Genomic DNA, 20336 nt, shown 5'->3' on the forward strand with positions numbered 1-20336 from the left:
AGATGGGCAACTGAGTCCGACAGCGGATCACCACGAGAAAAGACGCTTGAGCACGACAGCCGAAAAAAAACCGCGCACCAATCACCTGGAACTGGCCCGGCGCATCCTCGATCACACCCAGGAAAGCGGACTGGTGGCCGGCGACCCGGTGGCCGAACAGGCCCTGGCCCGCACGTTCCAGGTCTCGCGCACGCTGATTCGCGGCGCGCTGAAAGTGCTGCTGGAAGAAAACCTGCTGAGCCACGAAGCCGGCAAGGGTTACCGATTGCTGGCCTCGCCGGCGGGCCAGGCCTTCAACACCGCCTTGCCGCAAGCCGAGGAAGAAGAACTGGCCGCCTCGGTACTGCGCGACCGCATGGCCGGGCGCCTGGGCGACAGCATCAGCATCAGTGAACTGATGCGCCGCTACGACATCGGCCGGCCGGCGGCACAAAAGGCCCTGCAGCAATTGAGCGAAAGCCAGGCCATCGAGCGCGGCCCCGGCCAGTCCTGGCTGTTTCGTCCGTCGCTGAACAGCCTCGCCGCCCTTGAAGAAAGCCTGAAATTCCGCCTTATTCTTGAACCGGAAGCCCTGCTCAGCCCGAGCTTCAATGCCGACCCGCAACGCCTGGCGCTGTTGCGCAGCGCCACGCAAAGCCTGCTCGCCCGCCCCGTGGAAGACTTCGACATCCAACAGTTTCGCGAACTGGACATCAGCTTCCATGAACTGCTGGCCCAGAGCTGCGGCAACCGCTTCATCAGCGACACCCTCCTCCAGCATCAGCGCCTGCGGCGCCTGCCGAACCTGCTGCCCTCGGTGAGCGTGCACCGCCTGCAGGAAGCGCTGCGCGAACACCTGCAAATCATCGCGCAGATCGAGCGCGGGCAGATGGAGATCGCCGCCGACCTGCTGCGCCTGCACCTGCGCTTGAGCGCCGCGCAACGCCCGCAAACCGCCAACCGTGGCATCCCGCAAAGTCATCTGTTCGGCCGTCGCTAACCGGCTCGCAAAAAACATGATGATTTTTTTTTGAAAATAAGACAGCATCAAAAACACCTTCAGGAGCGGCGGGTCTGACCCGCCATGGACAGTCCCTCGCCATGCAAAAACAAAAACTGATCGCCCTGTTTCCGGAAGCCAGTTTCGGCGCGGCCTTGAACTGTATTGGTATCGCTCAGTCGCTGCGTGAACAGGGCGCCAGGCCGGTGTTCATCTGCCATGAACATTTCCAGGGGTTGTTCGCCGAATACGGATTCGACGAGTACCCGATTCCGCAAGCGAGCCCGTTGTCGGCGGCGGAACACCAGCACTACTGGGAGCGCTTCATCGAGCGCAGCATTCCGTACTTCGACCAGACCCCGCTGGCGCAGATCGACAGCTACGTGGCGCCGGCCTGGGAAGCCATCATCGACACCGCCATCGAAGCGGAAAAACCCTTGCAGCAGTTGCTCGGCCGCCTCAAGCCCGACGTGATCGTGCTCGACAACGTGGTGATGTTCCCGGCCATCGCCAACGCCGGTTGCCCCTGGGTGCGGGTGGTGTCCTGCGCCGAAACCGAACTGCCGGATGCGGCCGTTCCACCCTACCTGTCCGGATGCCTGGCCAGTGACACTAAGGCCTGCGAGCGTTATACCGAGCAGTACCTCAAGGCTGTCGCGCCGGCGCATGAACGCTTTTCGCAATTTCTCCTGAGCAACAACACCGCGCCCTGTCCTGCGGGGCAGTTCCTCACCGACTCGCCGTGGCTCAATTTGCTGTTGTCACCGACGCCAGTGCGCTATGAGCGCCAGCAACCGCTGGACCCGCAACGTTACGTGTACCTCGACGGTTGCGTGCGCCGCGAAGCGCCGTACATCGTCCCGGACTTTCCACGGCACAATGACGCGCCGCTGATCTACCTCAGCTTCGGCAGCCTCGGTGCCGCCGACACCGGGATGATGAAGCGCCTGATCAGCACTATCGAAACCTTGCCGTACCGCTTCCTGGTCAACGTCGGCGCCTACCGCGACATGTACACCACCGTGCCGGACAACGTGTACCTCGACAGCTGGTTTGCCCAGCCGGCGGTGCTCAAGGAATGCCAGTTGTTCATCCACCACGGTGGCAACAACAGCTTCTGCGAAGCGCTGTATTTCGGCCTGCCGTCGCTGATCATTCCCTATTGCTGGGACGGCCACGACAACGCCGCCCGTGCCGAGGAAGTCGGCGTCGGCCGCTACCTGCCGCGCTTTGACGATCCCCTGGCCGCCCTGCCCGCCGCTCTCGAACAGCTGTTGGCCGACCAAGCGATGAAACAACGCCTCAAAACGTTCAGCGAACGCATGCAGGCGACCCGCGGCACCGACATTGCCGCCCGCGCGATCCTCGCGCTACCCGATCTCTAGCCAAAACAACAAAAAACCGTCGGGCAACCGAACGCAATCGTCGCTGCCCGACACACCGCCGGAGTTTCAGCATGAATGCCCCACCGCGTCTCGATTCCCTCGACCATGTCCTGCCCCATCCCTTCTGGCAGGACACCATCACCCCGCCGGCCGCCGCACCTTCCGTCACCGGCACGGTGCAGTGCGACCTGGCGGTGGTCGGCGGTGGCTTTACCGGATTGTGGACGGCGCTGCTGGCGCGCCAGCGCAACCCCGGGCTGAGCATCGCGATCATCGAGGCGCGGCGCTGCGGCGGTGAGGCCAGTGGACGCAATGGCGGTTTTTGCGCGCCAAGCATCTCCCATGGCGTCTCCAACGCCCTCAAGCGCTGGCCGGATGAAGCAGAGCAACTGATCCGCCTGGGCCGGCAGAACCTCGATGAGCTGGCCGCCGACCTGCAACGCTTTGGCATGCAGGTCGAGTTCGAACGCCAGGGCAAGCTCAACGTCGCCAGCCAACCGTGGCAGGTCGACGGGCTGCGCTCGATGCAGCGTAACTATGCGCGGTTCGGTATCGAGTGCGAGTGGCTGGAAGGCCGCGATCTGGCACAGAAACTTGATTCACCGGCGTATGTGGCCGGCCTGTTCGAGCCCAATTACGCCCTGCTCAACCCGGCGAAAATGGCCGCTGAACTGCGCCGCGTTTGCCTTGAGCAAGGCATTCAACTGTTCGAAAACAGCCCGGTCCTGCAACTGAACGCGGACAAAGACAACGTGCGCCTGCGCACAGAAAGCGGCGAAGTGACCGCTGGAAAAATCGCCCTCGCCACCAACATCGCCCCGCCGCTGCTCGGCCATCTGGCATCGAGCGTGATCCCGGTCTACGACTACAGCCTGGTCAGCGAACCCTTGAGCGATGCGCAGCTGCAAGCCATCGGCTGGACCGGCCGCTACGGCATCGCCGACGCCGGCAACCAGTTCCACTACCTGCGCAAGACCGCCGACAACCGCATTCTCTGGGCCGGCTTTGATGCCATCTACCATTTTGGCGGGCGCCGCGACGAAGCCCTGACCCAGCGCCCGCAAAGCTTCCAGCGTCTGGCCGAACAGTTCCGGCAGACCTTCCCGGCCCTGGGCGATGTGCGTTTCAGCCATGCCTGGGGCGGCATCATCGACACCTCCGCACGCACCACGATGTTCACCGGCTGCGAGCACCAGGGCCGCGTCGCCTATGCCTTGGGCTTCACCGGGCAAGGGGTGTCCGCCAGCCGTTTCGCTGCATTGAACATGCTCGACCTGCTGGCCGGCGAGCGCACCGAACGCACCGAACTGCTGATGACCTCCAAGGCGCCGTTCCGTTTTCCGCCAGAACCCTTGCGTTATGTCGGCGTGAAACTGGCCCAACGCTCACTGGCGCGAGAGGACCGAGACGGCCACCGCGACCTGCTGCTCAAGACCTTCGATGCCTTTGGCATCGGTTTCGATTCCTGATCCGGAGACCACCATGTCCAGAGCCCTGCCCCGGCACGTCATCGACTTCGCCAGCGACCTTGCCCCCCGTGAAACACAAATCAACGACCCGGCCGTGGTCGACGCGCCTTATCACAGCAAGAGTTGGCGGCACTTTGTGCAGCCCGGGAAAAACGCCGTGGCCGGCATCTGGGAGGCAGGACCGCACCGCGAGCGTTGCCAGTGCGATTACGACGAGCTGTGTCACATCCTCGAAGGCAGCGTGCGCCTGACCGATGCCGAGGGCGTCGCGCGTACGTTCGGCCCCGGTGATTCCTTCGTGGTCGCCAGCGGATTCAATGGCACCTGGGAAAACCTCACGACGGTGCGCAAGGTCTACTTCATCCTCGGCTAACGTACCTGATTACGCCCGTTTCGCTTGGCCTGGTACAGCGCATCGTCGGCGCGGGTCAACAGGCTTTCCGGCGTGTCGCCGGGTTGAACATGAGCCACGCCGAACGACGCGGTGATGGTGTCCAGCACCGTGTCGGTGCCCCGGGCCTTGACCCGCAGCGCCTGGATTTTCAGGCGCAGGCGCTCGGCAAAAGCACCCGCGGCGGCCAGGTCCGGGCAATCCTTGAGCACCACGCAAAACTCCTCACCGCCATAACGCGCCGCGAACGCTGCGCCGGACAGCGAATCGCGCAACACCCGGGCGACATGCTGCAGCACGCGGTCGCCCAAGGGATGGCCGTACTGGTCGTTGAATTGCTTGAAGTGGTCGATATCCAGCATCACCAGCGCCACGCCTTTCGAGGCGTTGTTCATCGCCTGCTCGAGCTTACGGTTGAAGGTGGTGCGGTTGAGCAATTCGGTCAGGCCATCGAGGGTCGCGGCCAATTGGGCGCGTTCGAGTTTGTCCCGCAGGCTTTTGATTTCATGCTGCGCCGACTGCAACTGGGCGAGGAAGTGTTCCTGCTGGCCCTGCATCAGCCGGGTGCTCTGTTGCAGTTGGGTCAGGATGCTCGGCAAGCGCTCGTCGGCGGGTTCTTCGAGCATTTGCAGGTATTGGCCGAGGCTGGCCTGGAAGTTCTGGTTACCTTTCACGCTGCGCGAAACATCGCGCTCCATGTCATCAACCAGGTTGATTGCGTCCTGCTGCCCGGAACGGGCGTCCCCCAGCTCATCACGGATGATGTACTCGCGAAACAGTTTGGTGGCCGACTCCGGCGGGAAATAGTCGAAGTCGTTGACCAACCGGTCCAGGTGCCGATTGAGCTCCGGCTCCTGGCCCTTGCTGTAGGTGTACCAGAGCGCGTAGTGCACCGGGTTGGGCGCAATGTTGTGACGAACCATCATCGGCACTGCCTGCTTGAGCAACGCCGCGGCCTCGCGGGAGTCTTCCGGATACTGCGCTAGAACAGTCGCACGCGTGTCTGATTGGCTCATGGTTTCACTGTGGTTGTAATTATTTGGCGATTGGCAAACTCGCTGAGCATAGCCATACGCCCGACAAACGACCATCCCGAATTACACAATCATTTCAACCCGGTACGCCCGAGGTATTGCACCAGGCTTTTTTGTGGGAGCGAGCTTGCTCGCGAAGACGGCGGCACATCCAGCATCGATGTGACTGACATACCGCTTTCGCGAGCAAGCCCGCTCCCACAGGGGCCTGCGTTTTAACTGACTACCGTCACCACTGCGAGCAAGCGGCAAAGCTTGAACCCGGGGTTTTGCACCTGGCTTTTTTGTGGGAGCGGGCTTGCTCGCGAAGACGGCGGCACATCCAGCATCGATGTGACTGACATACCGCTTTCGCGAGCAAGCCCGCTCCCACAGGGGCCTGCGTTTTAACTGACTACCGTCACCACTGCGAGCAAGCGGCAAAGCTTGAACCCGAGGTATTGCACCAGGCTTTTCTGTGGGAGCGAGCTTGCTCGCGAAGACGGCGGCACATCCAGCATCGATGTGACTGACATACCGCTTTCGCGAGCAAGCCCGCTCCCACAGGGGCCTGCGTTTTAACTGACTACCATCACCACTGCGCGAAGGCGGCAAAGCTTGAACCCGAGGTTTTGCACCAGGCTTTTTTGTGGGAGCGGGCTTGCTCGCGAAGACGGCGGCACATCCAGCATCGATGTGACTGACATACCGCTTTCGCGAGCAAGCCCGCTCCCACAGGGGCCTGCGTTTTAACTGACTACCGTCACCACTGCGTGCAGGCGGCAAAGCTTGAACCCGAGGTTTTGCACCAGGCTTTTTTGTGGGAGCGGGCTTGCTCGCGAAGACGGCGGCACATCCAGCATCGATGTGACTGACATACCGCTTTCGCGAGCAAGCCCGCTCCCACAGGGGCCTGCGTTTTAACTGACTACCATCACCACTGCGCGCAGGCGGCAAAGCTTGAACCCGAGGTTTTGCACCAGGCTTTTTTGTGGGAGCGGGCTTGCTCGCGAAGACGGCGGCACATCCAGCATTGATGTGACTGACATACCGCTTTCGCGAGCAAGCCCGCTCCCACAGGGGCCTGCGTTTTAACTGACTACCGTCACCACTGCGAGCAAGCGGCAAAGCTTGAACCCGAGGTTTTGCACCAGGCTTTTTTGTGGGAGCGGGCTTGCTCGCGAAGACGGCGGCACATCCAGCATCGATGTGACTGACATACCGCTTTCGCGAGCAAGCCCGCTCCCACAGGGGCCTGCGTTTTAACTGACTACCATCACCACTGCGAGCAGGCGGCAAAGCTTGAACCCGAGGTATTGCACCAGGCTTTTTGTGGGAGCGGGCTTGCTCGCGAAGACGGCGGCACATCCAGCATCGATGTGACTGACATACCGCTTTCGCGAGCAAGCCCGCTCCCACAGGGGCCTGCGTTTTAACTGACTACCATCACCACTGCGAGCAGGCGGCAAAGCTTGAACCCGGGGTTTTGCACCAGGCTTTTTTGTGGGAGCGGGCTTGCTCGCGAAGACGGCGGCACATCCAGCATCGATGTGACTGACATACCGCTTTCCCGAGCAAGCCCGCTCCCACAGGGTCCTGTGTTTTAACTGACTAGTATCACCACTGCGCGCAGGCAGCAAAGTTTGAACCCGGGGTTTTGCACCTGGCTTTTTTGTGGGAGCGGGCTTGCTCGCGAAGACGGCGGCACATCCAGCATTGATGTGACTGACATACCGCTTTCGCGAGCAAGCCCGCTCCCACAGGGGGTTATGCGGTGCCTGTGTCAGCGCGCAGCCCAGGCATTGAAGCGTTGTTCAAGCTCTTCGCCATGGTCGACCCAGAACTCCGCGTCCACGGCCCGCGCGCCGGCCAGGTTGGCCTCGGCGGTCGGCAGTTGCTCCTGCACGTCCTTGGGCAGCAATGGCAGGGTCTGGCGATGCACCGGTCCGTAGGGGATGGTTTCCGAGAAGACTTTTTGCGTCTGCGGCTGGCTGGCGAACGCGATGAAGTTTTCCGCCAGCGCCTTGTTCGGCGTGCCTTTGACCACCGCCCAGTATTCCGGGTCGTACAGGCTCTGCGGCCAGACGATGCTCAGCTTCATGCCTTCCTTCTGCGCCGAGGCAATCCGGCCGTTGTAGGCGGCGCTCATCACCACGTCCCCGGCCACCAGCCATTGCGCCGGTTGCGCGCCCGCCTCCCACCACTGGATGTTCGGCTTGATCTGGTCGAGCTTGGCAAAGGCCCGCGTCACGCCTTGCGGGGTTTTCAAGACCTTGTACACGTCGTCCGCCTTGACACCGTCGGCGAGCAACGCGATTTCCAGAGTGTATTTGGCACTCTTGCGCAGGCCGCGCTTGCCCGGGAAGTCGGCGACATTCCAGAAGTCGGCCCAGGACTGCGGCGCCTTGGCCTGCTTGCTCTGGTCGTAGGCCATGACCATCGACCAGACATAAGTGGCCACCCCGCATTCGGTCAACGCACCGGGCACGAAGTTCGCCGAATCACCGAAGCGTCCCACATCGAGCTTCTCGAACAGGCCCTCCTCGCAGCCGCGCAACAGCTCAGGGCTTTCGACTTCCACCACGTCCCAACTGGTGTGGCCGGCGGAGACCATGGCCTTGATCTTCGACAGCTCGCCGTTGTACTCACCGGCGATGATGTTGCCCGCGCCGCTGGCATTAAAGGGCTGGAAATAGGCTTTATCCTGAGCCTGTTTGGTAGCACCACCGAAGGAAATCACGGTGAGGTCCTGGGGGGCCGCCCACACACTGGCACTCAACAACGCCAGGGCAAACGGAACACTGCAACGCAAGGATCTGGACATGGATCGCTTCCTCGGGGCTTGTCAGCCCGTTGTTGTTATGGGTGTTCGGATTCACTCAAGTAAGCCGCCAGGCGATCCATCAGGCGGTCACAGGCCGCCATCTGAACAACGCTGACAAATTCATCGGGCTTGTGCCCCTGGTCCATGCTGCCGGGGCCGCAGACCACCGAAGGAATGCCGGCCTGATCGAACAGCCCGCCTTCGGTGCCAAAGGCCACTGTGCTGAACTCGTCGCTGCCGCACAGTTGGGCAATCAGCCGGGCCGCCGCGCTGTCGGCGGGTGTCGCCAGGCCCGGATAGGCGGAGATTTTTTCAAAGCGGATACCGGTATCGGTGTCCACGGCCTGCATGGCCGGCAGCAGCGTCTGCTCGGCGTAGTCCTGCAGTTCGTCGACAACCACTTGCGGGGCGAAGTCCGGCAAGGCGCGGATCTCGAAATCGAAACGGCAGTCCGCCGGCACGATGTTCAGCGCCGTACCGCCCTGGATCACTCCTACCTGCACGGTCGAGAAGGCCGGATCGAAACGCTTGTCGTGCAATGGCGGCCGCGCCAGGGTGGCGCCGATGTCGCCCAGCCTACCGATCAGGCGTGCGGCCTGCTCGATGGCATTCACCCCGTAAGGCGCGTAGGCCGAATGACAGGCGGCGCCGCGCACGTGACAGCGCATCGCCAGCTTGCCTTTGTGGCCGAGCACCGGTTTGAGTTCGGTCGGCTCGCCGATCAAACACAACGCCGGAGCCGGGATCCGTTGCGGCAGCACTTCCAGCAAGCCGCGCACGCCGAGGCAACCGACCTCTTCGTCATAGGAAAACGCCAGGTGCACCGGGCGCTTCAAAGGGCTGGAGAGAAACATCGGCACGGCCGCCAGCACAGAAGCCAGATAGCCCTTCATGTCCGCGGTGCCGCGCCCATACAGCTTGCCGTTCGCCTCGCTCAGGCTGAACGGCTCGACCGTCCAGGCCTGGCCGTCCACCGGCACCACGTCAGTGTGCCCGGACAGCACAATGCCGCCGGCCACACGCGGGCCGACCGTGGTCAACAGATTGGCTTTGGTCCGCTCGGCGTTGTAGATCAGTTCGCAATCCACGCCCAGTTCGTGCAGGTAATCACGCACGAACTCGATCAGCTCAAGGTTCGAGTCGCGGCTGACCGTGGCGAACCCGATCAACCGCGCGAGCATGGCGCGGCTGCGCAACTCACTCATCGCCGGGCACTCCATACGCGGGGGCCAGGGTCGGATTGAGGGCGCGGGTCAGATAATCCTGAAGTTGCGGCTCGTAGGCCGTCCACAGTTTGTCCAGCTCGCCGATCGGGTTTTCATCGGCCCAATCCACTCGCAGGTCGACCATCGGCCAGGTCAGATCACCCACCACCGACAGCGCCGCCGAGTGCACCGCGCCGGCTTCGCCACCGGCATCCTGGCCGGCCTGCAAGGCGTTCATCAGCCGGGTGGCGAGGCAGCCTTCACTGTTTTCGAACGCCGCGACCATCGCCTCGATCACCCCACTGTTGGCCAGCAGGTTGCCGGCCGCCACGCATTGGTCACCGGCCACCGCGTTGTTGATGCCCAGGGCATGGTTGCCGCTGAACACCGCCGTGCGTCCCTGGGCATCCACCACCGCCACCTGGCGGTATTGGCTGTAGCCGTTTCGGGTCAATGAGTGGTCCAGCGCCTGGGGCGGCGCCGAGCCGTTGGCCAGTTCATCGAGGATCTGCGGGCCGAGGGCCGGCAGCGTGATGTTCTGGCTCGACACCGCGCCGACACCGGCACGCAGCCACGGGCAGCGCGCGCCGACGGCAATGCTCGAAGAACTGATGGCAATGCCCAGCTGGCCGGTCTCGGCGCAGCGACCCACGATGGAAAAAGTCATGGCGAATTCCTTATTCAGGGATGACAGCGATCACATCGATTTCCATCAGCCACTGCGGTTGGCCGAGGGCACTGACCACCAGGCCGGTGGAAATCGGGAACACGCCCTTGAGCCACTTGCCGACCTCCTGGTACACCGGCTCGCGATAGCGCGGGTCGATCAGGTAGGTGGTGGTCTTGACGATATGGCTCAGGTCGCTGCCCGCCTCTTCCAGCAGTTGCTTGACGTTGCGCATGGCCTGCTCGGCCTGGGCGCGCGGATCACCGAGGCCCACCAGTTGGCCGTTGAAATCGGTGCCGACCTGACCACGCACATACACGGTGTTGCCGGCGCGCACGGCCTGGCACAAATCGTTGTCCAGCGTCTGGTTCGGGTAGGTGTCTTTGGTGTTGAACATGCGGATGCGGGTATGAGTAGGCATTAACGAACTCCCATGAGGCTGGCTTTATGAAGAGGTGCACGGGCGGCTTCGGCTTGACGCTGGGTCGCATCCCGATAGTTGAGATAGGTGTGCTGTTTAACGATGTGATCGGCGATGTGCTTGGCGTCGTGCCAAACGCCCCAGATAAACGCGGAGCCGCGACGGGACTGCCAAGGCAAGCCGACGAAATACACCCCCGGCTCGGCCGACACGCCGCGCTGGTGCTGCGGTTTGCCGTTTTCCTTGAAGGCATCGACCTTCAGCCAGCTGTAGTCGGTGGAGTAACCGGTGGCCCAGATGATGGTGGTGACGCCGGCCTCGAGCAGGTCCAGCTCCAGGATTGGATGGGTCACGCAGTCCGGGTCCGCCAGCATGGCCCGGGCTTCGGGTTCCAGCGGCAGGTCCAGGCCGTTGCGTTCGATATAGGCGTCGGCCTTGTCGAGCAGCGCCAGGTAGTTTTCATCACCACGCTGGATGTTATCGGCGAGGTTGTCTTCGAAACTCACCACTGCGCCGTTGAACGCCTGGGTCAGGCCGACCAGGGTCATGCCCTGGTGAGCCAGGCGGCGGAAGTCCACGGTGTGGCCGCCACGGGCGCCGCTCACGGCGATGGTCACGTGCTCTTTACCGGGCTGCATGGCCTCGGCATCCCACTCGCCAAGCACCCCCAGCCACCAGCAGAAATCACGGTTGCGATAGGCACGGGGCGGACGGTCGTGGGCACCTACCGACAGGTAGACCTGCTTGCCGGAACGTTGCAGTTCATCGGCGATCTGCACGCCCGAGGAACCGGCGCCCACCACCAGCACCGCGCCTTCGGCCAGTTGCTGCGGGTTGTAGTACTGGGCGGAGTGAATCTGGGTGATGCCGGCGATTTCGGGAGCAATCGGCGGAATGGCCGGGCGCTGGAACGGACCGGTGGCGACCACCACATGCCGGGCCTCGATCACGCCATCGGAAGTTTCGACAGTGAAGCCTGGACGGTCGGTGTTACGTTCGACTTTCTTCACGTCCACGCCGGTACGGATCGGCGCGTTGAACTTGCGGGCGTAGGCTTCGAAGTACTCAGCCACCTGCTCTTTCCCGGCGAAGGCATCCGGGTCCAGACCGTCGAATTCCAGCCCCGGGAAACGGTCGTGCCAGGCCGGACCGTTGGCCACCAGCGAATCCCAGCGACCGGTGCGCCAGGCTTCGGCGATACGATTGCGCTCCACAACGAGGTGAGGCACACCGAGCTTGCTCAGGTGTTCACTCATGGCCACGCCGGCCTGGCCGGCGCCAACAACAAGCGTATCAATTGCGGTTTTATCAACTGTCATGGCTGTGCACTTCTGAAAGGTGGTTTGATTCAGGTCGGTCATGGCTGCCGCCTCGATTCTGATCACTGTTGTTCTTCTGCTGCGGCTATCGGTGTCAGGGTGTTGGCCGCATTCTGTTCGGAGCCGGGAAATAGCGAAATTATGTTTTTTGTGGTCGCTGGCGAGGAAAAAGCGTCGAGGTGACCGACTGGCCGTGCAAGGTTGCGGTCGACCCGATCCCGGCCTATGGTCCAAGCGATGCATTGCCCGCGACTGGCGCGAAGACCCGGCGCGGATTGCTGTCCATCCAGTGCGGATTCACGCAAGGAGTGATGACATGCCCGACAATTCCCGTCCTGCCGTGCTCGAACTGATCGGCAACACCCCATTGGTACGCGTCAGCCGATTCGATACCGGCCCGTGTACGCTGTTTCTCAAACTCGAATCACAGAACCCCGGCGGTTCGATCAAGGACCGCATCGGTCTGGCCATGATCGACACCGCCGAACGCGATGGTCGCCTCAGGCCCGGCGGCACCATCGTCGAAGCCACCGCCGGCAACACTGGCCTCGGCCTGGCCCTGGTCGGCCGCGCCAAGGGCTACCGCGTTGTGCTGGTGGTGCCGGACAAGATGTCCACCGAGAAGGTCTTGCACCTCAAGGCCATGGGCGCCGAGGTGCACATCACCCGCTCCGACGTCGGCAAGGGTCACCCCGAGTATTACCAGGACGTCGCCGCGCGGCTGGCCGCGGAAATTCCCGATGCGTTCTTCGCCGACCAGTTCAACAACCCGGCCAACCCGCTGGCCCACGAATGCAGCACCGCGCCGGAGATCTGGGCGCAAACCCAGCATGATGTGGACGCCATCGTCGTCGGCGTCGGTTCGGCCGGCACCCTCACCGGCCTGACCCGCTTCTTCAAACGGGTGCAGCCGGACCTGGAAATGGTCCTGGCCGATCCGGTCGGCTCGGTGATGGCCGAATACAGCCGCGGTGGCACCCTCCCCACCCCCGGTTCCTGGGCGGTGGAAGGCATTGGCGAAGACTTCATTCCGTCGATTGCCGACCTGTCCAGCGTGCGCCACGCCTATTCGATCAGCGACGAAGAAAGCTTCGACCATGCCCGCCAACTGCTGCGCGCCGAAGGCATTCTTGGCGGCTCATCGACCGGCACCCTGCTGGCGGCGGCGTTGCGTTACTGCCGCGAACAGACCCAGCCGAAGCGGGTGGTGAGCTTCGTCTGCGACACCGGTACACGCTACCTGTCGAAGGTCTACAACGACCAGTGGATGAACGATCAGGGCCTGCTGCAACGCAAGCACTACGGCGACCTGCGCGACCTGATCGCGCGGCGTTTCGAGGATGGCCGGGTGATCAGCGTCGGCCCGGATGACACCCTGCTCACCGCGTTCCAGCGCATGCGCCTGGCGGATGTCTCGCAACTGCCGGTACTGGTGAAGGGGCAGCAACTGGTCGGCGTGATCGACGAGTCCGACATCCTGCTGGGGGTCCATGAAGACGCCGCGCACTTCCGCAAAACCGTATCCAGCGCCATGACCGACAAATTGCAAACCCTGGCACCCGACGCCACGTTGGCGGAACTGGAGGCCGAACTCGGCCGCGGGCTGGTGGCGATCATCAAGGACGCTTCGGGTTTCCACGGCCTGATTACCCGAACCGACATGCTCAACCATTTGCGGAGATCCCTGCCATGAGTCAACAGGATAAAAACGCCCCGCCACAGGGCTTCGCCACCCGGGTGATCCACGCCGGGCAAGTGCCGGACCCATCCACCGGGGCGCTGATGCCGCCGATCTACGCCAACTCCACCTACCTGCAACAGAGCCCCGGGGTGCACAAGGGCCTGGACTACGGGCGTTCGCACAACCCGACGCGCTGGGCGCTGGAGCGCTGCGTGGCCGACCTCGAAGGCGGCACCCGGGGCTTTGCCTTCGCCTCGGGGCTGGCGACCATTTCCACGGTGTTGGAACTGCTCGACGCCGGCTCGCACATCGTCTCGGGCAACGATCTGTACGGCGGCACCTTCCGCCTGTTCGACAAGGTGCGCCAGCGCAGTGCCGGGCACCGCTTCAGCTTCGTCGACCTGACCGACCTGGCGGCGTTCGAGGCCTCCCTGCAAGACGACACCCGCATGGTCATGGTCGAGACACCGAGCAATCCGCTGCTGCGCCTCACCGACCTGGCCGCCATCGCCCGCACCTGCCGCGCCCGCGGCATCATCTGCGTGGCCGACAACACCTTCGCCAGCCCTTGGATCCAGCGCCCGCTGGAGCTGGGCTTCGACATCGTGCTGCACTCGACCACCAAATACCTCAACGGTCACTCCGACGTGATCGGCGGGATCGCCGTGGTCGGGCAGAACGCTGAACTGGCCGAACGCCTGGGCTTCCTGCAAAACGCCGTCGGCGCCATCGCCGGCCCGTTCGATGCCTTCCTCACCCTGCGCGGCGTGAAGACCCTGGCCCTGCGCATGGAGCGGCATTGCAGCAACGCGCTGGAGCTGGCGCAGTGGCTGGAGCGCCAACCGCAAGTCTCACGGGTCTACTACCCCGGCCTGCCGTCGCACCCGCAACACGAACTGGCCCAACGGCAAATGCACGGTTTCGGCGGGATGATCTCCCTCGACCTCAACAGCGACCTGGCTGGCACCAAATGTTTCCTTGAAAGCGTGCAGATCTTCGCCCTGGCCGAAAGCCTGGGCGGCGTGGAAAGCCTGATCGAACACCCGGCGATCATGACCCACGCCACCATCCCGCCCGACATCCGCGCGGAACTGGGGATTGGTGATGGCTTGGTGCGGCTGTCGGTGGGGGTTGAGGATGTCGAGGATTTGCGCGCGGATCTGGCGCAGGCGTTGGCAAGGATGTAAATCACCTGAGTTGTGGGACACCGCAAAAACCTGTGGGAGCGGGCTTGCTCGCGAAGACGGCGGCACATCCAACATCGATGTGACTGATATACCGCTTTCGCGAGCAAGCCCGCTCCCACACTTGAATGTCTGTCATGTAAAAATTTGGTGTTCACCAGAGATCCCCTGTGGGAGCGAGCTTGCTCGCGATGGCGGTGGATCAGTCGATATTGATGCTGACTGACACACCGCTTTCGCGAGCAAGCCCGCTCCCACAGGTCTTTTTTTGGCCTTAAGTCTTGTTGCAAGGCTGGTCAAGCAAACAGGAGTCCCTATAATCGCGGCGTTTTCGTCTACCCTCACGAAGCGTCGTGCAGCAATCAGCTTGTGCGGGGCGCATCGACATTTTTCCGCTATTGAACCGGAGAACTTCCATGCTCAAACGTACCCTGGCATTGGCCGTCGGCCTGACCCTATCCTTTTCCACCCTGCTGGCACAGGCTGTCGAGACCCTCAAGGTCAGCGCCATTCCCGACGAAGCCCCCACCGAACTGCTGCGCAAGTTCAAGCCCCTGGGCGAATACCTGGAGAAGCAACTGGGCATGAAGGTCGAGTTCGTACCGGTGTCCGACTACCCGGCGGTGGTCGAGGCTCTGGCCACAGACCGTATCGACATGGCCTGGCTGGGCGGCTTCACCTTCGTGCAGGCGCGACTGAAAACCGGCAATGCCATTCCTCTGGTACAGCGTGAACAGGATGCGCAGTTCACCAGCAAATTCATCACCGCCGACCCGGCCGTCAAGTCGCTGGCCGACCTCAAGGGCAAATCGTTCGCCTTCGGCTCGGTCTCGTCGACGTCGGGCAGTTTGATGCCGCGCTATTTCATGCTGCAGGACGGCATCAAGCCGGAAACCTACTTCAGCCGTGTCGGTTACTCCGGCGCCCACGACGCCACCGTCGCCTGGGTTCAGGCGGGCAAGGTCGATGCCGGCGTGCTCAATGCCAGCGTCTGGGAAAAACTGGTCAAGGCCGGCAAGGTCGACACCGACAAGGTCAAGGTCTTCGCCACCACGCCGGCCTACTTCGACTACAACTGGACCGTGCGCGGCACCCTCGACCCGGCCCTGGCGGGCAAAATCAAGGCGGCCTTCCTCGCGCTCGACCCGGCCAACCCGGAGCAAAAAGCGATTCTGGACCTGCAAGCCGCCAGCCGCTTCATCGCGACCAAGCCTGAGAACTACAAGGGCATCGAGGAAGCCGCGCGCGCTGCCGACCTGCTGAAATGACCTTGCATCTGAACCGGGTCAGCCTCACCCACGGCAATGGCGTGCGTGCGCTGCATGAGGTCGACCTGCACATCGGTGCCGGTGAGCAAGTCGCAATCATCGGTCCGTCCGGTGCCGGCAAGTCGAGCCTGCTCAACGTGCTGGCCACCGCCCTGCGCCCGGACGACGGCGCGGTCGAGGTGCTCGGCGAGCACGCCTGGCAGCTCGGCGCCCGACAGCGCCAACGGCTGCGGGCGCGCATCGGCCTGGTGCATCAGGCACCACCCCTGCCACCGCGGCAACGGGTGGTCACCGCGGTGCTGGCCGGAAAGCTGGGCCAATGGGGTTTTGCCAAAAGCCTGCTGAGCCTGCTGCATCCGGTAGATGTTCCGGGCGCGCGGGCGGCACTGGTCAAGCTGGACCTGGGTGACAAGCTGTTCGCCCAGTGCCAGCAATTGTCCGGCGGCCAACTGCAGCGCGTGGGTATTGCCCGGGTGCTATACCAGGCGCCCGAAGTGCTGCTGGCCGATGAGCCGGTGTCGGCGATGGACCCGGTACTGGCCGGGCACACCCTGTCGATCCTCTGCCGCCACGCCCGGGAACACAAGGTGACGCTGGTCGCCAGCCTGCATGCGGTGGAACTGGCCCTGACGCACTTCTCGCGCATCATCGGTTTGCGTGACGGTCAGGTCCTGTTCGACCTTCCCGCCAGCGACGTCGACCACGATTTGCTCGACAAGCTCTACGCCAACGAGCAACTGCTGTCGCCACCCGTTCCGGTGGCGCCCTTGAGCCTGCAGATTCCACGATGCTGACGCGCGATACACGAGACCCGGCCACCCTGCCCCGCCTGCTGCTCAGTCTGTTGGCGCTTGCCCTGCTGTGGCCCGGTATTCATTTCAGCGAACTGGACCTGGGTGTGCTGCTCCAGGCCGACAGCCAGAGTGAGATGGGCCGGTTTGTCTCCGCCTTCTGGCCGCCTGCCCATGGTGAAGAGTTCCTTCAGCTACTGTGGCAAGCCACGTTGCAAACCCTGGCCATCGCCACCGCCGGCATGGCCCTGGCCTTGATGTTGGCCGTGCCCGCCAGCTTGTTGGCCAGCCGCGCACTGTCGCTGTCCGCAGCCTCACGCAGTGGTCGCCCAAGCGCTCTCGGCCGACTGTTGCGCTGGCCAGTGCGCGGGCTGCTGATCTTCCTGCGCAGCGTGCCGGAAATCGTCTGGGCCTTGCTGTTCGTGCGCGCTGTCGGCCTTGGCCCGACGGCCGGGGTGCTGGCCATTGCCATCACCTACAGCGGCATGCTGGGCAAGGTCTACGCGGAAATCTTCGAGTCGGTCGACCAGCGTCCCGCCCACTCACTGCTGCAAGCCGGCAGTGGCCGGTTGGCGGCGTTCTGCTACGGCATCCTGCCCAATGTCGCGGCGGAGTTGCTGTCGTACACGGTGTACCGCTGGGAATGCGCGATCCGCGCCTCGGTGGTGATGGGCTTCGTCGGCGCCGGCGGGCTGGGCCAGCAAATCGACTTGTCGTTGCGCATGTTCGCCGGCGGTGAAGTGGCGAGCATGTTGCTGACCTTTTTCGTCCTGGTGCTGTTCGCCGATCAGATCAGCCGCCTGCTGCGCTGGAGGTTCGCATGAATCGCCTGATCAACCTGCTGCTGATCCTGTGCATTGGCGCAGCTGTCGTTGCTTCGTTCCGCTATCTGGGCATCGACCTCGGCGAACTGGGTGGCAGCGGTAACCTGAAGCAGATGGGCGCCTACGTGCTGCGTTTTCTCAGCCCGGACCTGAGCGCCGGCCATCTGCAAGCCATTGGCCGTGGCGCCGTGGAAACCATGGCGATGTCCGCCCTCGGCACCCTGCTCGCGGCGGTGTTCGGCCTGGTGCTGGCACTGCCGGCGGCCGGGCGTTTCGGCTGGCCGTTGCAGAGTGCGTCGCGCCTGGTGCTGAACGCCCTGCGCGCCATTCCCGAACTGGTGTGGGCCGCGCTGATGGTGCTGGCCGCCGGACTCGGCCCCAACGCCGGGACCCTGGCACTGGCCATGCACACCACCGGGGTACTGGGTCGATTGTTCGCCGAAGCACTGGAAAACACCCCGCCGCAACCGGCCGAAGCCATCCGTCTGCAGGGCGGCAACGTCGTCTGGGCTTTCTGCTACGGCACCCTGCCCAACCTGTTTCCGCAGCTGTTGGCGTACATCCTGTACCGCTGGGAAAACAACATCCGCATGGCCAGCGTGCTCGGATTTGTCGGTGCCGGCGGTTTGGGGCAGATGCTCTATGTCAGCCTCAGCCTGTTCCAGGAAGCCCAGGCCAGTACGGTGATTTTGGCGATGTTGGTGCTGGTGTTTGCCGTTGATGGGCTGAGCAGCTGGAGTCGCCAGCGGTGGGTCAAGGCGTAATGGGCGATTGGATGGATTTGCTCACCTGATTGCATTCGAGCTGAGCAACCATTTGTATGGAGTTGACTAGCGCGTTTTATGGCTATGACTGGCAGAAAACGACCCAAAACTGCCGGTGGGAACCGGCAGAAACCGGCCAGGAGCGGAAGCGCGGGAAGTTGCATTGCATTTGAGTATCTACGGACTAACCTCAGTGCATCATTACACCGCGCGCAGGGGGACTTGCCGCCAAGGTGTCATTTCCCAACTGACCTCCATTTCACGTTGGCCAAGGAGCCTTATGAAGACCTTCTTGCTAAGGACGGCCCTGTTCGTTGTTTTATTTTTCTTTGCCTTGCTCTGCCTTCTTGTGTCTCTTTCCTCGTACAAGGAGGTGGACGAGACGAAGACTTGGCAGAAGTTGAATGCCACAGTCGCCACTGTCTCCATTTCTGAGGAGATGCGCAGTAAGGGTATGACCTATTGCCCTCTGGTTAACGTGACCTTTGAGTTGAACGGACAGCAATACACTTATCCGCTCGAAATATCGCAGCGGCCCTGCAGGACCAGCCTGGAGTCGGTCGAAAGATCAGTTGCAACATTCAGGGAAGGAAAAGTGATCGAAATTCTTGTCGACCCTGCAAAGCAGGGTAGAGTGAAGCCAGGTACTTACTCACTAGGTGGGGGTTTTTACATCGGCGTTTTCTTGGGCACGCTAACCTTTATCGGGGCCGTAGCTGTCCTGGTGTTTCCTGCTAAGAAATCTGTCAAGTTGACGCAAAGAGAAAGCATTTCACATTCAACTTTGAGCAAGAAAGAAGTTCAGAAAAAAGTTCGTGAGCTACTCGCCGCCGGCACTGCAAAGTCGGAAGTGTTTTCACAACTCTCCGGGCGGGGTGTAAAAGACAGTCAACTTGCTTACTTTATAGCCTCGTATGCAGATCCAATTCGTTGTGACGAGCACGATCGCAAGGTCAATATTCTCATCACGATAATGCTCGCCCAGGCTTTGATTGCATTCATTCTGGGATTGGATATCGGCGCCAGGATGGGACCAACGGCCAAATGGGTTATGGGTGTTTCAATGACCTTGATTCCCTTGTTTTTGGTATGGGGCTTCTACAAGCATCGCGTCGGCGCCTACAACGCGTACATACTCCTTGCGCTTCCCCAATTCCCAAGATCGCTTGCGGGGTTTACATCGAGTCCGGCAACAACCGCTATCGCATTAGCTATAAGTATCGCTATCCTGGCTTTTGTTTGGTACGTCCGAGGAAAAATCTTTCCAGACTTCGTCTTCGTCAGCCCCAGGAAAATCAAAGGCAAGTACTTATTTTCGGGCTGACCCATCATGCCGCCGGACCTGCCCGAACGGCTGTTCAGGCCTGTGAGTTCAATCGTTAGCGAAGACTGCTTCGGGTCGATTTCAGCCGGTTCCAGCAGGCAGCTTCTGGCCGTTCTCTGCCGGTCATCGTTACAAAGCCTACTGGTCAAATCCGATGCAACCGGTGGTCAAGTACAGTGCAATTTCGCGCCTGACGACCAAACCAGTACTGCCCACGCCAAAAACCCTTCCTGCGCGTCAACACAGGAAGGGTTTTTTGTTTGCGGCTGATCAGTCTTTAGCCTGGCTCAGCTTAGTGAACAACTCGGTCGGCACTTTCTTGCCGTTGGAGATGAACTGGTTGGTGCGGAACTTGTACACCTCACCTTCGGACAGGAAACCGTCGCTGTTGGTGTCCATCGCCTTGAATTCCTCGGTGCCCTTGGGCGCCACGGCCAGCAGTTCCTTGAGCGATACGCGGCCGTCATCATCGGTGTCGGTGCGCGCGAAAGAAGCATCGCCGCACTTGCCTTCACCGCACTTGCCCTCGGCCTGGGTCTTTTGCGCGCTGGCTTCGGCACCGCACTTGCCTTCGCCACACTTGCCTTCGCTGGTCTTCTCCGCGGAAGCCAACTGATAGCCCTGAGGCAAGGCTTCAGCGGAAAACGCGGAGGACGCGAAGTTGATACCGCCGACCAGTGCAACAGCGATCAGGCCAATACGGGTTTTGTTCGACTGGATACGAGACATGTTGATACTCCGGATCATTTGCGCGGCTGGACCGTTATTGGTCGTACCACAAGGGTTGATAAACCTGGTTGCGAGGTACGTTGTGCATCTCGCTTTGC

The 20336-nt window shown here is 62.2% G+C and carries 18 protein-coding genes; 11 read left to right on the top strand and 7 right to left on the bottom strand.

All coding sequences use genetic code 11. The features are described from left to right. The first annotated feature begins 46 nt into the window (after positions 1–46). The 4 genes from AC3IT6_RS17205 to AC3IT6_RS17220 all read left to right on the top strand — a co-directional run bounded on the left by AC3IT6_RS17205 (position 47) and on the right by AC3IT6_RS17220 (position 4206). The gene (locus AC3IT6_RS17205; protein ID WP_489351413.1) at positions 47–979 is read left to right on the top strand and encodes a GntR family transcriptional regulator; all 933 of its coding nucleotides are present in this window, start codon (positions 47–49) and stop codon (positions 977–979) included. 101 nt (positions 980–1080) lie between these two features. Continuing rightward, positions 1081–2364: a nucleotide disphospho-sugar-binding domain-containing protein gene (locus AC3IT6_RS17210; RefSeq protein WP_489351415.1), complete on the top strand. Its 1284-nt coding sequence runs from the start codon at positions 1081–1083 to the stop codon at positions 2362–2364. A 71-nt stretch (positions 2365–2435) separates the two neighbouring features. Next, complete coding sequence (locus tag AC3IT6_RS17215) at positions 2436–3833, top strand: NAD(P)/FAD-dependent oxidoreductase (protein WP_489351417.1); 1398 nt, start codon at positions 2436–2438, stop codon at positions 3831–3833. 13 nt (positions 3834–3846) lie between these two features. Then, a complete protein-coding gene (locus AC3IT6_RS17220; RefSeq protein WP_489351419.1) occupies positions 3847–4206 on the top strand; it encodes a cupin domain-containing protein in 360 nt (119 codons plus the stop codon). On the opposite strand, the gene AC3IT6_RS17225 is transcribed toward AC3IT6_RS17220, so the two are convergent. The 6 genes from AC3IT6_RS17225 to AC3IT6_RS17250 all read right to left on the bottom strand — a co-directional run bounded on the left by AC3IT6_RS17225 (position 4203) and on the right by AC3IT6_RS17250 (position 11715). Continuing rightward, positions 4203–5240, bottom strand: a complete 1038-nt coding sequence (locus AC3IT6_RS17225; protein WP_489351421.1) for a GGDEF domain-containing protein — start codon at positions 5238–5240, stop codon at positions 4203–4205. The genes AC3IT6_RS17220 and AC3IT6_RS17225 overlap by 4 nt on opposite strands. Positions 5241–7020: 1780 nt before the next feature. Then, positions 7021–8061: an ABC transporter substrate-binding protein gene (locus tag AC3IT6_RS17230; RefSeq protein WP_489351424.1), complete on the bottom strand. Its 1041-nt coding sequence runs from the start codon at positions 8059–8061 to the stop codon at positions 7021–7023. 35 nt (positions 8062–8096) lie between these two features. Further along, on the bottom strand, positions 8097–9266 hold the full coding sequence (gene argE, locus AC3IT6_RS17235; RefSeq protein WP_489351426.1) for an acetylornithine deacetylase: 1170 nt from the start codon (positions 9264–9266) through the stop codon (positions 8097–8099). Beyond that, on the bottom strand, positions 9259–9933 hold the full coding sequence (locus AC3IT6_RS17240; protein ID WP_489351428.1) for a DUF1028 domain-containing protein: 675 nt from the start codon (positions 9931–9933) through the stop codon (positions 9259–9261). Before AC3IT6_RS17240 ends, argE begins: the two co-directional genes overlap by 8 nt. Positions 9934–9943: 10 nt before the next feature. Then, positions 9944–10354 (bottom strand): RidA family protein, encoded by a 411-nt coding sequence (locus AC3IT6_RS17245; RefSeq protein ID WP_003201555.1) that lies wholly within the window; start codon positions 10352–10354, stop codon positions 9944–9946. After that, a complete protein-coding gene (locus tag AC3IT6_RS17250; protein ID WP_489351430.1) occupies positions 10354–11715 on the bottom strand; it encodes a flavin-containing monooxygenase in 1362 nt (453 codons plus the stop codon). Before AC3IT6_RS17250 ends, AC3IT6_RS17245 begins: the two co-directional genes overlap by 1 nt. Before the next feature lie 274 nt (positions 11716–11989). Between AC3IT6_RS17250 and AC3IT6_RS17255 the strand changes: the two genes are divergently transcribed. The 7 genes from AC3IT6_RS17255 to AC3IT6_RS17285 all read left to right on the top strand — a co-directional run bounded on the left by AC3IT6_RS17255 (position 11990) and on the right by AC3IT6_RS17285 (position 19509). Further along, positions 11990–13366 carry a pyridoxal-phosphate dependent enzyme gene (locus tag AC3IT6_RS17255; RefSeq protein ID WP_489351432.1) on the top strand — a complete coding sequence of 459 codons (1377 nt, stop codon included), beginning with the start codon at positions 11990–11992 and terminating at the stop codon, positions 13364–13366. Then, complete coding sequence (locus tag AC3IT6_RS17260) at positions 13363–14541, top strand: trans-sulfuration enzyme family protein (protein WP_489351434.1); 1179 nt, start codon at positions 13363–13365, stop codon at positions 14539–14541. The genes AC3IT6_RS17255 and AC3IT6_RS17260 overlap by 4 nt, the downstream gene beginning before the upstream one ends. A gap of 413 nt (positions 14542–14954) precedes the next feature. Next, on the top strand, positions 14955–15806 hold the full coding sequence (locus AC3IT6_RS17265) for a putative selenate ABC transporter substrate-binding protein (RefSeq protein ID WP_489351436.1): 852 nt from the start codon (positions 14955–14957) through the stop codon (positions 15804–15806). After that, complete coding sequence (locus AC3IT6_RS17270; RefSeq protein WP_489351438.1) at positions 15803–16600, top strand: phosphonate ABC transporter ATP-binding protein; 798 nt, start codon at positions 15803–15805, stop codon at positions 16598–16600. Before AC3IT6_RS17265 ends, AC3IT6_RS17270 begins: the two co-directional genes overlap by 4 nt. Beyond that, positions 16594–17421: a PhnE/PtxC family ABC transporter permease gene (locus tag AC3IT6_RS17275; RefSeq protein ID WP_414913312.1), complete on the top strand. Its 828-nt coding sequence runs from the start codon at positions 16594–16596 to the stop codon at positions 17419–17421. Before AC3IT6_RS17270 ends, AC3IT6_RS17275 begins: the two co-directional genes overlap by 7 nt. Beyond that, positions 17418–18185 (top strand): phosphonate ABC transporter, permease protein PhnE, encoded by a 768-nt coding sequence (gene phnE, locus AC3IT6_RS17280; RefSeq protein WP_409078710.1) that lies wholly within the window; start codon positions 17418–17420, stop codon positions 18183–18185. Before AC3IT6_RS17275 ends, phnE begins: the two co-directional genes overlap by 4 nt. 280 nt (positions 18186–18465) lie before the next feature. Beyond that, on the top strand, positions 18466–19509 hold the full coding sequence (locus tag AC3IT6_RS17285; protein ID WP_489351441.1) for a DUF3592 domain-containing protein: 1044 nt from the start codon (positions 18466–18468) through the stop codon (positions 19507–19509). A 270-nt stretch (positions 19510–19779) separates the two neighbouring features. Here the strand turns inward: AC3IT6_RS17285 and AC3IT6_RS17290 are convergent, their stop codons facing one another. Then, positions 19780–20238, bottom strand: coding sequence for an HvfA family oxazolone/thioamide-modified RiPP metallophore (locus tag AC3IT6_RS17290; RefSeq protein WP_489351443.1), 459 nt, complete (start codon positions 20236–20238; stop codon positions 19780–19782). Positions 20239–20336 lie beyond the last annotated feature (98 nt).

It is taken from the genome of Pseudomonas sp. KH_017 (assembly GCF_057840285.1).

Excerpts from the sequence above, each read along its gene's own strand:
- AC3IT6_RS17220 (WP_489351419.1), top strand. The coding sequence starts at position 3,847 with ATGTCCAGAGCCCTGCCCCGGCACGTCATCGACTTCGCCAGCGACCTT.
- AC3IT6_RS17270 (WP_489351438.1), top strand. The coding sequence starts at position 15,803 with ATGACCTTGCATCTGAACCGGGTCAGCCTCACCCACGGCAATGGCGTG.
- AC3IT6_RS17210 (WP_489351415.1), top strand. The coding sequence starts at position 1,081 with ATGCAAAAACAAAAACTGATCGCCCTGTTTCCGGAAGCCAGTTTCGGC.
- argE (WP_489351426.1), bottom strand. The coding sequence starts at position 9,266 with ATGAGTGAGTTGCGCAGCCGCGCCATGCTCGCGCGGTTGATCGGGTTC.
- AC3IT6_RS17265 (WP_489351436.1), top strand. The coding sequence starts at position 14,955 with ATGCTCAAACGTACCCTGGCATTGGCCGTCGGCCTGACCCTATCCTTT.
- AC3IT6_RS17230 (WP_489351424.1), bottom strand. The coding sequence starts at position 8,061 with ATGTCCAGATCCTTGCGTTGCAGTGTTCCGTTTGCCCTGGCGTTGTTG.
- AC3IT6_RS17225 (WP_489351421.1), bottom strand. The coding sequence starts at position 5,240 with ATGAGCCAATCAGACACGCGTGCGACTGTTCTAGCGCAGTATCCGGAA.
- phnE (WP_409078710.1), top strand. The coding sequence starts at position 17,418 with ATGAATCGCCTGATCAACCTGCTGCTGATCCTGTGCATTGGCGCAGCT.
- AC3IT6_RS17250 (WP_489351430.1), bottom strand. The coding sequence starts at position 11,715 with ATGACCGACCTGAATCAAACCACCTTTCAGAAGTGCACAGCCATGACA.
- AC3IT6_RS17260 (WP_489351434.1), top strand. The coding sequence starts at position 13,363 with ATGAGTCAACAGGATAAAAACGCCCCGCCACAGGGCTTCGCCACCCGG.
- AC3IT6_RS17285 (WP_489351441.1), top strand. The coding sequence starts at position 18,466 with ATGAAGACCTTCTTGCTAAGGACGGCCCTGTTCGTTGTTTTATTTTTC.
- AC3IT6_RS17240 (WP_489351428.1), bottom strand. The coding sequence starts at position 9,933 with ATGACTTTTTCCATCGTGGGTCGCTGCGCCGAGACCGGCCAGCTGGGC.
- AC3IT6_RS17245 (WP_003201555.1), bottom strand. The coding sequence starts at position 10,354 with ATGCCTACTCATACCCGCATCCGCATGTTCAACACCAAAGACACCTAC.
- AC3IT6_RS17290 (WP_489351443.1), bottom strand. The coding sequence starts at position 20,238 with ATGTCTCGTATCCAGTCGAACAAAACCCGTATTGGCCTGATCGCTGTT.
- AC3IT6_RS17255 (WP_489351432.1), top strand. The coding sequence starts at position 11,990 with ATGCCCGACAATTCCCGTCCTGCCGTGCTCGAACTGATCGGCAACACC.
- AC3IT6_RS17275 (WP_414913312.1), top strand. The coding sequence starts at position 16,594 with ATGCTGACGCGCGATACACGAGACCCGGCCACCCTGCCCCGCCTGCTG.
- AC3IT6_RS17215 (WP_489351417.1), top strand. The coding sequence starts at position 2,436 with ATGAATGCCCCACCGCGTCTCGATTCCCTCGACCATGTCCTGCCCCAT.